Genomic DNA, 13,749 nt, shown 5'->3' on the forward strand with positions numbered 1-13,749 from the left:
GTCCGCGTGGGCGACACCGATGCCGGCCGTTGGGTCGAGCTGCGGGTGCACGGGGTCAGCGGGACGCCGCCGGGCTCGATGCTCGACCGCCCGCACGTCGTCCAGGTCGGCGGCGACGACGAGTCGCGCTACTTCCGTTCCACCGATGCGACAGGTGCGGAGCTTCCGGGCGACGACGGGCAGGTTCTCGAGGCCTACCACTGGGGGCGTCTCACCTCGGGGAGCAAGGTCAAGGCGCTGTGGCTGGTGCTGCTGCCCTTCGGGATGGTCAACGCCGCGCAGTTCATGCTCCTGCCGGTGGGCAACCACCGTCTTGCCGCGTTCGCCCAGTGGCTGTGCCGATGCCTGTTGCGCTTGCTCGCGATCCTGCTGACGTCGCTGTTCGCGTTCTCCGCGGGGCTCGTGCTCATCGACCTCCTCGCGTGGCGGTGGGCGCCGCAGGTGCGGCTCCTGGGCAACCTCGACCCCAACGTCGTCGTTGGCGCGGCTACCGCTTTCACCGGTGTCGTGATGTTCGTGCTGCCGATCCTCGGGCGCGGCTACGAACGCGGACGCATGGGGCGTTGGTGGACCTTGGTGCGCTCGCCAAGCACGCGCACCCCACGGGTCGGCCCCACGCCGGCGGCCGCCGCGCCGACGCCGCTGGCAGACGACGCGTTCTACGCCGGTGACTCCGACGCGCCGATCCTCCGCGACCTGCACCTCGCCGCGGGCTGGCTGGTGGTGTGCGCGATGGGCGTGTGGGCCCCGCACCCGACCGCGTGGCGGCACGACGACGTACCGCTCCGCCTGGCGATCGTCTCGTGGGTCGTCGTGGTGGTGCTCGCGACGCTGCTCGGCGAGCCCGAGAGTGCACGCAGCGTCCGCCTTCCGGCGCCGCTCGTGCGCGCACGGCGGGCGTGGCACTGGCTGGTGGGCGTCGTGTCACCGTTGCTCGTGGTCGGGAGCGGCGCCCTGCTGGTCTACGTCGTCGCGACCACCAGCGGGATCAGCACGACCGAGTGGACCCAGGTCTTCGACCGGCCCGAGTCGTTCGACTACATCGCCAACTGGCTGCTCGTCATCGGGGTCGTCGTCCTCGTCGCCCTGCTCCTCGCCAATGCACTCCTGGTGGCGACCCTGTGGAGGGAGCGCCCGCCGAAGGGGAGCTCGGCGCGCGCGTTCATGCCGTACGCCGGCGGCATGGCCGCATCGGTCGTCGCGACCATCGGGACATTCGTCGGCGTCGGGTTCGCCGCAGCGGTGACCACGGGCATCTCGTCGCTGCTCAACTTGTCGCAGTCGCCGTCGGATGAGCCTATGGCGGGCGACCTCAACGTCGGCACCACGCCGATGCTGGACCGAGTCGCGTACGCGTGGGGTCTGAACGTGGTCGTCTTCGTGCTGATCGCGCTGACGCTGTTCGTCTGGCGGATGTGGCCGAAGATCCGGCACGCCGTAGACGATCGCGTCCAGGCCATGTACGGGGGAGCGGGCCATCCGCTCCTTGCGGAACGCTGGCAGAAGCGTGTCCGCAAGGCCGTGCACGTCGCGCGCCTCAAGAACGCCATCGGACCCTCGTGCGTCGCGTTCGTCCTCTTCGGGATGGTGCTCGCCGGTGTGCTGGCCTGGGAGCTGTGGCCGTGCCGCAACGCCAGTGAGATCGACCAGTGCCGCGAGGCCTGGGGTCTGTTCGACCTCGCGAGCCAGCCGAAGTTCGTGATCGCCGAGGGTGGTCTCGCCCGGTCCAACGTCGTCGCGCTCTTCGGTGCGTGGGTGCTGCTGGGCGCTGCGGGCGTGCTGCTCGCCGCGAGCCGGAAGGCCGTCGCGCAGGAAGGCAAGCGCCGCGGCCTCAACGTTGCGTGGGACGTGCTGGGCTTCTGGCCGCACGCGGTCCACCCGTTCGCGCCCCGTCCGTACTCGCAGCGCAGCATCGCCGACCTGCGGGCGCGGTTGCGTTGGCACCTCGCGCGGCACCCGGCCCGCGACGACGAGCGTGCGATCGTGCTGTGCGGACACAGCCAGGGGAGCCTCCTGAGCTTCGCGACGCTGACCACGCTCTCGCAGGCCGAGCGCGAGCGGATCGCGCTGCTGACGTTCGGCTCGCAGCTGCGGGTGATCTTCCCGCGGGCCTTCCCCGAGTACGTGAGCTTCGCGTCGATCGCGTGGCTGTACGACCGGATGAACGGCGCGTGGATCAACCTCTACCGCGTCACCGACCAGCTCGCGGGGCCGGTGCTGTCGTGGCGGCGCGAGATCGACACGAGCGGACACGAGGGCCGCCCGCCAGCCATGTCGTGGCACTTCCCGGCCCCGTACGACGGTGCTAGGCCCGATACGTACGCAGGCGAGCATCAGACCAGGCGGTGCGGTGCGGACTGGCGGCTCGCCGACCCGGTCGCGTACGACTCTGCGATGCAGGATGGTGCGGTCTCGGAGATTCTCGGACACTCCTGGTACGCGAGGAACCCGGACTGGATCGAGGCCCTGCGGACCGTCCGTGCGGTGCCCGTGGAACGGCGAACGACCCCGGATCGGGGGAAATCCGAGGCCGTTCAAGGCTGAGGTGGGGCGGACCCTTCACTCAGCGACATGTCGTCGTTCTGGCTCTGAGGAAGCCTACCGGGCGGGCACGTCATCGCCTCGGCGGGGGTGCTCCTGTGGTCAGGCTGTCCCCACGGGCGAAGCACCTACCGGTGCCAAGGCGTCGCGCTCCTTGTCGCCGTCCTCGTCACGGCTGACCGGCTTCTGCTTGCTCCCGCGCTCAGGCGTGTACTTCGGGCCGAGGGGGGCTGGCGGCTGGGCATTCTTCCGGCTCAGCCACGGGTCGACGACGAGCAGGTTGAGCAGCAGACCGACGACGCCCCAGATCCCGAGGACCAACAGGTTGCCTCCGACCCCGGTGCCGTCGAGATAGACCACCGATCGGGCGAGGTCGACCGCGGCCGGCAGCGGCAGGATGTCTGCGAGGGGCCTGAAGAACTCAGGAACCATGTAGAGGGACAGACCGCCACCCGACGCGGGCACTCCGGCGAGCATCACCACGATCATCACCGGGATCAGTCCGAACAGCCCGAGCGTCCGCGTGAGCACGGCACTGGCCCATGCGACGGCGAACACGGTCAGTGAGCCGTAGCCGATCATCTCGAGGGCGTGTCCGTTGACTGCTCCGATCAGGACGTCGAAGAGGAACCACAGCCAGACCGAGATGCCGACCGACCAGCCCGCGACGAGCGGGAGGAGCTGCCGGGTCCGAGTGAGGTCGGGTGCCCCGCCGCGCATGACGGCGAAGAAGAGGAACCCGGCCATGATCCAGCCCATGCCGACGTAGAGGCTGTTGCTGCCGTTGACGTCGTTCTCCGAGAGCGGTGCGACGTCCTCGAGCGCGAGCTCGCTGCCGCTGGCTGCGGCGATCGGGGTGAACATCTGGGTGACGACGGTCTGCTGGCTGGCGCCGGCGCCGCCGGCGGTGACGAGCGTGGGGCTCTCTCCGGCCGCCTGGGGCAGCACGTACGCGGCCACGATCTCCTGGCTGCGGAGGAGGTCGGCCGCCTCGTCGCGATCTTCGACGATGCTGAGGTCGACGTACTCGCCGAGCTCCGGCTCCAGTCCTGCCACGAGCTGCTCGGCCTGGGCATGCGCTGCGACCACCGCCACTGGGAGGTCGTTCACGTCCGGCTCGTGCATCGAGAAGCTCATCATCGTCACGACCGTCACGACGATCGTGAGGGGAAACATGAGGGCCGCGACGAGACGGGTGCGGTAGCGCGCGACGGGCCCTCCTGGCAGGGCAGGCAGTGGCGCGTCTGGAGCCGTGTAGAGCGGGCCGGCGATGATGAGCTCGCCGGATCGACGCTCCTTGAGCGCGGCAAGGAGGAGCGCGGCGACCAGCCACACGGCGAGGGTGACGACGTGCTTCCAGACTCCGGCGCCGCCGAAGTAGAGGACCGAGCGCAGTGCCTCCCCTGCAGCAGGCAGTGGGAGTACGCCGTGCAGCCACTGGAACATCTCGGGCATCGAGTGGATCGACATGGCCAGGTTGGACGCCGGCATCCCGAACACGACCCAGAGCAGCATGCCGAGCAGGACCGCGAACGGACCGAGCACCTTGGTGAACATCAGCTGCGTGACGCCGACTGCGGTGACCGCCAGCGTGCCGATCCCGAGGAACAGCGGGTAGTGGCCGTCGACGGCACCGACGATCGGGCCGAGGATCAGCCAGATCAGGGAGCTGGTGAATGCGCCCCAGCCGAGCGCGAGGGGGAGGAACCGGCGCAGCCGCAGCAGGTTCGGCAGGCCGGACAGGAGCGTGCTCAGCGGAACGTATCCCGCCAGCATCATCCCCATCGCCGCGAAGAGCACGAGGGTGCCAGATCCGTCGCCGTCGGCCAGTGGCACCACGTCGACCGTCTCGACCTGCCAGCCCTCCGCGACCGCGGCGGGCGTCAGCGCCTTGTCGACGAGGCTCGCCTGGGACGCGCCGGCGGCCATGGCGCGATGGATGGTCGCACTCGCGCCGGCGACGGGGACCTCGATCGCCCCCGTGATCTCCTGGTCGCGGATGAGCTCCTGAGCCTCGGGCAGCGTGTCCACCGTGCGCACCTCGAGTGCGTCGCCGGAGCTCTCCTGGAGGTCGTCCGCGAACTGCTGGACGCCCGCGCCCACGCCCACGACGGCGACCGGAAGGTCTCGGGCGTGCGGGCTGTGCATGGTGCCCATGTACGTCGCGTACATCATGGTCACGATCAGGAACGGCATCACGAAGAGCGCGACGAGCCGGCCCTTGCGCTCCGCCGGTGTCTCCGGCGGCGGGGGTGGGTACTTCGCCGCCGGATCAGTGGGAGCCGGGGGTGCTGGGTCGACGCTGGACGCCAAGGTCATCTCCTCGAGAGGCGGTCGGCCCGGAAGTAGGCCGTGGACCTACTTTAAGTCACATGGCTTATTATGGTGAGGCGATACCGTGAGTCGCCCGTCACAAAGCTGAAGCGAAAGAGTGCGATGCCACGTCCTGACGCCCGGAACCACCTCCTGGACGCCGCCGAACGCCTCTTCGCCGAGCACGGGGTCCACACCGTCTCCGACCGCCATGTCGCCGAAGCTGCGGGGAACAGCAACCACTCCGCGGTCCACTACTACTTCGGTGGTCGTACGGGGCTCCTCCAGGCGTTGCTGGATCGGCACCGTGCCGCCGTCGAGCCCGCCCAGCAGTCCATGTTCGCGAAGTCGGACTCGCTGCTCGGCGACATCCGAGCCCTGGTCATCCCGCTCACCGACGTGCTCGCCACGCTTCCCGCCCACTCGTGGCGGGCGCGGTTCCTGGACCAGGCCATCCACGACCCCACCGTTGGGTCCTTGGTGCGTACCAGTGCAGGCAGCTCCTCGCAGATCACCGCGTCGGCCGCCGACCGGCTGGCACATCTCGACCGGTCGATCGTCGACGCACGAGCGAAGCTGATGACCCACGTCGTCAGCACGGCCTGTGCCGATATCGAGGCCCGTGCGGCGACGTCTGACGTGCCGGCGCTCTGGGCGGAGGCCGGTACGTTCTTGTGCGACGCGATCGCTGGCATGCTCCAGGCTCCGATCACCACGCCGTAGTCGTGCTGCCCCGCTGCACGCGCTGCACACGGAGAACGGCCCCGGATCGGGGGATTCCGGGGCCGTTCGTGGCTGGGGAGCAAACGGGGGCGTTCCGCTCCTCAGCGTCTGTGTGCAGTTGTTCTGCATTGGCGGGACGTCGACGTCCCGCCGGGGGGAGAATCGCCAACATGGTGACATCGCCGCGTTACAGACGTGTTTCGTATGCGTGAGGACAGCCTTCCTGTGATCGAGATACCGACGTCCGAAGGCGTCGACCGCGCGGCCGCCCTCGCCCGCCGCTGGCTCCCCGCCTTCCTCGCCGGCCGCCGGGCGGACGACGACGTCTACGCCGCGGGGGTGAGCACGTGGCACAACATCGGGGAGCGGGAGGCGGAGATCGAGCAGACCCCCTCCCGGACGCGACAGGAGCAGGCAGGAGCGGACCTCCGCGTCGAGGACGTACGGGTGAAGGTCTTCGACGGCGGGTGGGTCCTGCAGTCGGTGGCGGTCGGGACGAACGCCGACGGTGCCCCGGTGCGCATCCCGTCCTGCCTCGTCGTCACGCTGCGCGAGGGCAAGATCGCGAGGTTCGAGGAGTACGCCGACTCCCGAGCAACGGAGCGGCTGTTCGGGGCGCGCTGACGTCCGGGCATGATCTGTCCATGAGGTTCACCGAGCACGAGCTGACCGCGGCTGTCACCGGGGTGGCGAAGACCGTGATGGCCGCACAGGACAAGGACGTGCGCAAGGGGCGGCGCGATGTCGACGAGGCGTGGAATGCGCTCTCGCGGTACGAGCGCTATCAGCTGATGAGCGGTCTCGGAGACCAGGTGCTGCCGGTGCTGATCAGCCTGCCGGACGTCGAGGTCGAGGCGGGCACCCGGCCGATGTTCACCGAGGAGCAGATCGTGGCGGCCGTCGAGGAGCGGCTCGGCGACGAGCGTGGGATTCGACGCAAGGCGTTGCTGAGGACCCGCACCGCGCTGGTGCAGGTCGCGCTCTCGTGCGTCCCGCCGCGCTCGGACCCCGATGCGCTGACGGTGCCGGATCACCTCTGACACTCCGGCGCGGGCTGTCACGCAGCGGCAGCCTGTCGCGACACCTGGAGCAGTGCCGTCGCCAACGCTCCGGACAGCGCGGCGAGAGGGGACTGGTCTCTGGTGGAGTGGTCGACCACCTCGAAGAGCGCGGCTGCACAGCCGAGATCGCCCGTGGGCCCTGCGTCCAGCAGCTGCCGGAACCGCCGGTCGCCGGTCTGGAGCAGCACCGACAGCTCGAGGGTGAGCCAGGGGCCGGCTGGCTCGGCACTGCCGAGGGTGACCTCTCGGGCGAGCTCGTCGATCAAGTCTGCGAGGTGGGCGCCTGCGGACCGGCGAGGACGGCGTCCGCGTGGTCCCGATCGGCGGTCAGGGCGGCGCGAACCGCGTCGTGGAAGGCGTGGCTGGTGCTGCGCAGGAGAGCATCGACATCGGCGTATCTGTTCACCTCCGTACCGTGCCTGCGTCCGCGGTCGGTTTCTGCCGTCCACACGACTTGCTGACGCGTACTGACGCATTCTTGACGCTGTCACCCGACGACGACACCGTCATCGGCGCAGCTGCGGACAACCCGTCCGTTATGTGGTCGGTGTGGTCGGCCAGGTGATTGACTGGGCGACATGGAACTGCTGCCGGGGCGTACGGGGCGGTACGCCGCCGGTGCCCACGCACCTTCGCAGGCCGCGGCCGCGCCGACGCGCCCGCGGAACCGGCGGCAGCTCATCATCGACGCCGCGGGCCGGGTCTTCAACGAGCGGGGCTACTACGCCGCGTCCATGGAGGAGATCGCCGACAGGGTCGGCATCACAGCACCCGCGCTCTATCGCCACTTCCCTAACAAGTACACGCTGTTCGCCGAGTGCGTGACCTTCATGGCGGACGGACTGCTCGAGGCGCTCGAGGAGCTGTCGTCCGAGGCGAGCCTCGAGGAGCTGTTCACCGCCGCGACCCGCGTGACGATTGCGCACCGGGCCACGGGTGGCGTGTATCGCTGGGAGGCGCGCTACCTGAATCCGGACGATCGACGGGTGCTCAGGCGAAAGTTCGCGTACGTCGTCGGCCGGGTCGCCGAGGAGGTGCGAGTCGAGTCGGGTGCCTCCGACGCGGACGTGCGCGCCGCCGCCGCGCTCGGCGCCATCGGCTCGATCACCATGCACCGCACGCGCATCTCACCCTCGCGTGCAGAGGAGCTGCTCGTCGACGCTGCCTTGAGGGTGGTGGCGACCGAGCCGTCTCGCGCTGTCACCGAGTCGTCGGTCGGTGTTCCTGCGCAGCCGGTGCCCCGGACCCGGCGGGCCGAGATCTTGGCTGCTGCCATCCCGTTGTTCGAGCGCGACGGCTTTGCTCACGTGACGCTGGGCCGGATCGCCGAGGTCGTCGGGATCGCACCCTCGGCGATCTACCGCCACTATCCCGGCAAGGTCGACATCCTGGCTGCGGCGTGCCTCCAGGCCGCCGGGCTGCTGTCCCAGGCCGTCGACCAGGCGCTGATGGGTTGCCCCGACCCGCACGATGCTGTGGTCGCCCTGGCAGCGACGTACGTGGCGTACAGCTTCGAGCACCGGGCGCTCACCAGCGTCGCCGAGGCCGAGCTCGCCGGCCTGCCCGCCGGGCTTCAGCGGCCGCTCGTCCTCGCACAGCGCGACCACATCGCGATCTGGGAGCAGCAGCTGAGGGCCGTACGGCCAGATCTCAACGACAGGCAGGCCCGAGTGCTGGTCCACGCCGGGTTCGGGGTCGTGGTGGAGGCCGGACGCAGGCTGCGCTGGGAGGACACGCCAGACCACCGCAGCGCCGTCACCGCGCTGATGGTCAGTGCCCTGGGGTGGCGGCCCGAGGCGTAGCCGAGACAGACAGGTGGGCCCGAGCGAGTGCTCGGACCCACCTGTCGGGGCGCCTCAGACGCCAGGTCGGTTCATGTCGGGAATGGTGATGGGCGTGGTGGTCCCGGACCCTCCGTTGTTGAGGAACGCCATGGCGATCGCCTTGATGAACTGGTCGAACACGCGGAACGTCGTCGGCATGATCGGGATCAGGCCCTCGCGGAAGGCGACGTACGCCGGCCAGCCGGCCTTGATCACTCCCGCCGAGACGTAGTCCCGCTTGAGCCCGAGCCAGTCGCCGATGTCGTTGCCGAGCTGATAGCGCGCGAACTCGTTGAGGAATCCGCGCGTGACCCCGAGATCGATCTGTGCCGTGAGGCCTAGGAGGACCTCGGCAAGCACCTTGCCCTCAGGGGTGGGTGCCAGGATCGGCGTGAGCACCTGCGCCGCCTGGGCGTGCGCGGCGGCCCACGTGGCCGGGATGTATTCGTCTCGCACGCCGAGCATGTGCAGGGCGACCTGCCAGGAGTGGAGGAAGGCCTCCTCGTCGGCGGCCGACATCCGGACGCCCCACTCCTTCATCTTCTTGTGGGCGAACGTGCCGGTGCTGTGGAAGGTGACGAGGATGTCGGCGTTGCTGATCGGGATCTGCTCGTCCGCAACGGCCTTCCAGTACGGCGACTGCGGGAGCATGTGGCGGACGGCCGCGTGCACCATCCGGGTCTTGTTCGAGGTGACCAGGAACTGGCCGCTCGGTTCGAAGGCGTTGAGGTCGCTCAGGTCGTACCCAAAGGTGAACGTCTTCGCCGCGCGGTCCTGCATGTCGGCGCCGCCCTTGGACCAGTAGACCGACCTGGCCTCTCGCGGGATGACGGTGCTCATGATGCCGCCGCCGATCCCGTAGATGAAGAACAGGTAGGAGTCCTTGCGGCGGTTGAAGTCGGCTGCGCGCCGCAGCTTCGTCATGTTGGCCCAGGTCGGGAGCTTTGCGGAGTCCGTCAGGAAGGCCGCGAGCTCCGGCGGGAGGCCGCTGGGGATCGGATGGTTGTTGTTGACCCAGGGGCCGATCGCGTTGTTGACCGCCGGGACCTGACCGTTGTCGATGACCGACGCCATGATCCGGTCGATGTCGTCGTCCCAGACCCACTGAGGATCGACGCCTGCCCCGGTGCCGGCGATGGACGCGGCTGGTGACCATGACCATGCCGCAGAGGGGTTGACGACCGTTGCTAGTCCGAGCGCGGCTCCGAGAGTCAAGACGCCGCGTCTGTTGATGTCGACCACGTGCTCCACCTGCTTCCGACGAGGATGGGCATCGCCGCGCCCGTGTTCGTACAGGCCACTTCGGCACCCGCAGCCATCCATCAGTGATGTGATTTCTCATTAACATAGGGATGTGAGGCACATCACGCAACCCTGTGTCAGCCCTTGATTTGCAGGGTGAGCCTGCGCCTTTGGTGTGCCGCTCCAGAATGGGAGAATCGAGAGAGGGTTCACTTGTCCGCCGCTTCGCGAGCCGGGTGCGGGAAAACCGGTGTCCGCGCGCTAGTTCCGGGCTGTGACCGCGAGCCTCGACTTCCCGTGGCTGCGCTCGTCAACGCCGTGAGTCCCTGGCTGACGACCGCCTTCTCGCGGGAGCCCTTCAGGCGAGGATGCGTACGGCGGTGTGGACCGGGCTCGTCGCGACGGCCCTGCAGGTCGTGGGCTCCTACACCGTCGCGGAGCTGCAGGTCTTTGACGCGTCCGACGCCGCGACGCTGCGCTGGTCCTCGGCCTGCTGGGCTAGGGCCTCAGGTCGCCGTGCTTTCCAAGTGCGGCCCCGTGGCGCGCATCTTGGCGAGCCTGGCCCGCAGCGAGGGCACGCGGTGCGCGTTCGACTGCAGGGCGACGTACTGATCACCGTGGACCCACAACAGGGCGTCATCGAGCCGTCGGACCGCACCGGGCGGATAGCGGTAGCCCATCCGCTCGGCGAGGGCGTCGGAGTCGACCGAGCGAAGGACCTCGCCGAGCTCGCGCAGCGATGTGATCCCCAGCTCGAGGAGCAGCTCGGAGATCCAGTCGTAGTGGTCGGTCCGTGACCATCCGGCATCGGGATACTGGCCAGCCAGGAACGCTGCGAGCTCGCGCGGGGTGATGCGCGGGTCCTCGTGGGTCTCCTCAGACCCGCTGTCGCTGAGCGACCCGTGGAGTCTCTCCCGGATCGTCGAGAACTCCCGGTCGGCGAGCTCCAGCAGCCCCGCCGCGAGGGTGAACCTCCGGTCGAGGTCGGGGACGTGCTCGTCCGGGACGGTGCCCTTGTAGCGGATGTCGTGCTCGAACTCTGCCCAGGCGTGCTGCAGCACCGTACGGACCTGGACCTGCGCGCGCAGCCCGGCCAAGGCGGGATGCTGTGCCGTCCCCTCCTCGTCGAGGCCGATCAGCAGGTGCCGGCTGGCGTACCCGAAGCGGCCCTCGCTCGCCGTCTCCCGACCCATGTCACGGTCGTCGTGGACGACGACCTGGTCGTCCAGCAGGTCAACGACGGCCTGGACGTCGCTCTGCACGTAAGTGATGACCCGGAGTCCGATCTGGTCGGTGATCTCCCGCAACGGGTCGGCATAGAAGGGCACCCCGTCCACCGTGCGCCCCGCCTTGTCGGCGAACGACGCGACCGACTTCGCCCGCCCGGTCACGGTCAGGTAGTTGATGCCGGCGTCGTCGAGGATCGACGTCACCAGGCGGACGAACTCGTCAGCACTGGCCTGCAGCCGAGGCTGCCGCTCGGCGTACTCGCGCACCGCGGACTGTGGGTCGTGCGTCGGCGCCACGATCCGCTTCGCCCTAGGGGCTGGGACCAGCCCCTCAGGGAGGCTCGGGGTGACGATGTAGCCGGTCTCGAAGTCGCCGTACGTCGTGGCCTCGTCCGGGTGGCGGGTCGCGAAGAGTCCGACGTACGCGCACAGCACCGCATCGACCTGGTCCTCCACGACGCGCAGCTCGCTCTTGCGCTCAGCCGACTCCGCAGCCGTGCGTAGTGCACGCCACGCGCCGCCCGCCTCGGGGGTGTCGACGACCATGCGCGGGTCGGCGGCGCTCAGGCCCTCGACGAGTCCGAGCAGCACCACCAGCTCGGCGCGGAGCTGTTCGAGGTCGCGGCCGGGCTTGTTCTTGTACTTCAACGTCCGTCCGAGCCGGAACAGCGCCACCGTCGCGGGATGCGGGTAGACCTCGATCGCGCGACGCGGACGGCCTGAGCGGGGGTTCATGTCCAGTCCGAGGCGGGCCGCCAAGCGTGCGCCGCGGGGCTTCTCGGCGAACTCCGGCTTGCTCGTGTTGGAGGGATGTGCGCCGGCGTCGAACCGGGCGAAGTCGCGGTTGAGCGCGGCCTCGGCGGGTCGGTTCCCCGTGAGGTTGGTGACGATGAGCGGCGCATCGATCGCGACCAGGCAGTCGCCCTCGATGTACGGCTCCAGCGCCGTGGCGATCTCGTCGTCGGTCTTAGCGGCCGACACGTGCACGAGCCGGCCTTCGGGGTCGAGAACTGCCAGGCCCGTGGGCTTGCGCTCACCCCACGCGAGATCGACGCCGACGAAGTACATGGGCACAGCCTGTCATGGCGGCTCCGCGGTCAGGTGGCTGCTGTCCTGACGACCGTCGCGAGCATGGCACCTGAGCCGTTCGGGCTCATCGCCCACGACTGGGACGACGCGCCGCGCACCGACTTCAGTGCGTCGCTGCGTCGCGCGACCTGCCAGCCGGCCAGGGTGTGGCCGCTGCGCTCGACGAGCGCTGCGGCGCCTTCGACGAGGGTGGCGGCGTCGGGGTGGCCGAGGTCGACCTGCACATCCCGGCGCCGGTGAGGACGTCGGCGTGCCACGGCGAGGGAGACGGGCACTCAGGAGAACAATGCGTTGCCGTACTTCACGACGATCAGGAGAACGAGAGCCAACAGCCAAGCGATGACGACCATCACGTCGAGGTTCCACTGCACCGCAGAAGACAAGGTTTGCTGTATCCGAGGGGGCAGGTACAGGTTGTTGTCGCGGATGTTGACACGCGTCATCTCGAAGAAGACGAGCGTGGTGGCGACCGTGATCAGCAGGCACCACGGGCACAGGGCACCGATGTTGAACATCGCCTGGTAGAACAGCCAGTACGCCAGCGCGAGACCGAGGGTGTAGAAGAGCTGGGCGGCGAGCATGAACCAGCGTTTGAACCTCACGCCGGACAGGGCGGCGACCGCGATCGTGATGACGACTGGTTCCGCGATCAGCCCGAGAAAGGCGTTGGGGAAGCCGAACACTGAGGCTTGCCACGACGACGCGACGGTGCCGCAGCTGAGGACTGCGTTGATGTCGCAGCCAAGTTCGGCGCTCGGGTTCTCGGCGAGAGTGATCGCTTCGACGGCGAGCACGAACGAGGCGACGAGGCTGACGATCGACGACAGCAGCATCACCACCCAGATGGCGGCGCCGCTGCGGCGCGTCCGATCGACCAGGACGGTAGCGGTCATCACCTAAGGCCAGAAGCCGCGGCGGTCTCGATGGCCTTGGTCAGCTCATCGGGGGCGGACCAGTCGCCTGTGAACATGTCCCCATTGAGCTTCACGGTCGGCGTGCTAGTGACGCCGGCGTCGAAGGCCTCCTGGGTGCTCTGCGCGACCCAGCCACGGTGAACGCCTTCGGTGAAGTTCTCCACCACGTCCGCGGGGACGCCTGCACGGAGGGCGATGCTCGCGATCTGGTCGTCGTTGAGGCCTTCGGTCCCCTCGTGCGGTTGGTTGGCGTACAGGCCATTGTGGAAAGCCCATACCCTGTCCGGAGCGGCGTCGACAACCGCCGCGTACGCATTACCGGCGCGGGTGGAGTACTCGGTTCCCTGCGACTGCTCGTCGAGGAAAGCCATCACATGCAGGTTGACACGAATCGTGCCCTGGTCAATGAGGCGGGAGAGGTCCTCGGCGTTTGTGGACTCGAATGCACCGCAGGCCGGGCACATGTAGTCGTAATACAGGTCGAGAGTCACCGGGGCGTCGGTGTCACCAACCGAGAAGGCGCCTGTCTCGACGTTGGCGGGGACTACGACCTTCCCAGTGACGTCTCCGCTGTCGTCGCTGGCTAGGGATCGGCCTACGGCGATGGCGATCGCGGCCATCAGGCCAAGGATGACCAGGATGCCCACGATCTTGGCGACCTTGCGCTGGCGCGTCTTGCGAGCCAGTTCGGCGGCACGTGCCGCGCGCATCTGGCGGGACTTATCTCGGGCCAAGGTGCTCATCGTTCACTGCTCCTCATCTGCGGGTCGTGGCTCTGGTCGGCCATGCTCAAACACAAGTCCCGGGCCGGCCC

At 68.9% G+C, this 13,749-nt stretch carries 13 protein-coding genes; 5 read left to right on the forward strand and 8 right to left on the reverse strand.

The window, feature by feature from the left end; genetic code table 11:
• Window positions 1-6 precede the first annotated feature (6 nt).
• Window positions 7-2,544 carry a hypothetical protein gene (locus H4N58_RS07290; RefSeq protein ID WP_167008131.1) on the forward strand — a complete coding sequence of 846 codons (2,538 nt, stop codon included), beginning with the start codon at window positions 7-9 and terminating at the stop codon, window positions 2,542-2,544.
• Window positions 2,545-2,643: 99 nt separating this feature from the next.
• Here H4N58_RS07290 and H4N58_RS07295 read toward each other — a convergent pair whose 3' ends face one another.
• Window positions 2,644-4,854: an ABC transporter permease gene (locus H4N58_RS07295; protein ID WP_167251920.1), complete on the reverse strand. Its 2,211-nt coding sequence runs from the start codon at window positions 4,852-4,854 to the stop codon at window positions 2,644-2,646.
• Window positions 4,855-4,977: 123 nt separating this feature from the next.
• Between H4N58_RS07295 and H4N58_RS07300 the strand changes: the two genes are divergently transcribed.
• The 3 genes from H4N58_RS07300 (at window position 4,978) to H4N58_RS07310 (ending at window position 6,617) form a co-directional block, all read left to right on the forward strand.
• Window positions 4,978-5,577 (forward strand): TetR/AcrR family transcriptional regulator, encoded by a 600-nt coding sequence (locus H4N58_RS07300; RefSeq protein ID WP_167251919.1) that lies wholly within the window; start codon window positions 4,978-4,980, stop codon window positions 5,575-5,577.
• A 204-nt stretch (window positions 5,578-5,781) separates the two neighbouring features.
• Window positions 5,782-6,201, forward strand: coding sequence for a nuclear transport factor 2 family protein (locus H4N58_RS07305; RefSeq protein WP_167008140.1), 420 nt, complete (start codon window positions 5,782-5,784; stop codon window positions 6,199-6,201).
• A gap of 20 nt (window positions 6,202-6,221) precedes the next feature.
• The gene (locus H4N58_RS07310) at window positions 6,222-6,617 is read left to right on the forward strand and encodes a hypothetical protein (protein ID WP_167251918.1); all 396 of its coding nucleotides are present in this window, start codon (window positions 6,222-6,224) and stop codon (window positions 6,615-6,617) included.
• Between the two features lie 17 nt (window positions 6,618-6,634).
• On the opposite strand, the gene H4N58_RS07315 is transcribed toward H4N58_RS07310, so the two are convergent.
• On the reverse strand, window positions 6,635-6,904 hold the full coding sequence (locus H4N58_RS07315; RefSeq protein ID WP_167008146.1) for a hypothetical protein: 270 nt from the start codon (window positions 6,902-6,904) through the stop codon (window positions 6,635-6,637).
• Window positions 6,901-7,044 (reverse strand): hypothetical protein, encoded by a 144-nt coding sequence (locus tag H4N58_RS07320; RefSeq protein ID WP_167008149.1) that lies wholly within the window; start codon window positions 7,042-7,044, stop codon window positions 6,901-6,903. Before H4N58_RS07320 ends, H4N58_RS07315 begins: the two co-directional genes overlap by 4 nt.
• A gap of 172 nt (window positions 7,045-7,216) precedes the next feature.
• On the opposite strand from H4N58_RS07320, the gene H4N58_RS07325 reads away from it, so the two are divergent.
• On the forward strand, window positions 7,217-8,440 hold the full coding sequence (locus H4N58_RS07325) for a TetR/AcrR family transcriptional regulator (RefSeq protein WP_167008151.1): 1,224 nt from the start codon (window positions 7,217-7,219) through the stop codon (window positions 8,438-8,440).
• 54 nt (window positions 8,441-8,494) lie between these two features.
• Here H4N58_RS07325 and H4N58_RS07330 read toward each other — a convergent pair whose 3' ends face one another.
• From H4N58_RS07330 to H4N58_RS07350, 5 genes are all read right to left on the reverse strand, one after another.
• Window positions 8,495-9,676, reverse strand: coding sequence for an oxygenase MpaB family protein (locus tag H4N58_RS07330; RefSeq protein WP_220471289.1), 1,182 nt, complete (start codon window positions 9,674-9,676; stop codon window positions 8,495-8,497).
• A 533-nt stretch (window positions 9,677-10,209) separates the two neighbouring features.
• Window positions 10,210-12,000 (reverse strand): DUF429 domain-containing protein, encoded by a 1,791-nt coding sequence (locus tag H4N58_RS07335; RefSeq protein ID WP_167008157.1) that lies wholly within the window; start codon window positions 11,998-12,000, stop codon window positions 10,210-10,212.
• Window positions 12,001-12,029: 29 nt separating this feature from the next.
• Window positions 12,030-12,245 carry a hypothetical protein gene (locus H4N58_RS07340; protein ID WP_167251917.1) on the reverse strand — a complete coding sequence of 72 codons (216 nt, stop codon included), beginning with the start codon at window positions 12,243-12,245 and terminating at the stop codon, window positions 12,030-12,032.
• Between the two features lie 51 nt (window positions 12,246-12,296).
• Window positions 12,297-12,914 carry a vitamin K epoxide reductase family protein gene (locus H4N58_RS07345; RefSeq protein ID WP_167008160.1) on the reverse strand — a complete coding sequence of 206 codons (618 nt, stop codon included), beginning with the start codon at window positions 12,912-12,914 and terminating at the stop codon, window positions 12,297-12,299.
• Window positions 12,914-13,678, reverse strand: a complete 765-nt coding sequence (locus H4N58_RS07350; RefSeq protein ID WP_167008163.1) for a DsbA family protein — start codon at window positions 13,676-13,678, stop codon at window positions 12,914-12,916. Before H4N58_RS07350 ends, H4N58_RS07345 begins: the two co-directional genes overlap by 1 nt.
• Window positions 13,679-13,749 lie beyond the last annotated feature (71 nt).

Origin of the sequence: Mumia sp. ZJ1417 (genome assembly GCF_014127285.1) — a bacterium.
Classification (GTDB): domain Bacteria; phylum Actinomycetota; class Actinomycetes; order Propionibacteriales; family Nocardioidaceae; genus Mumia.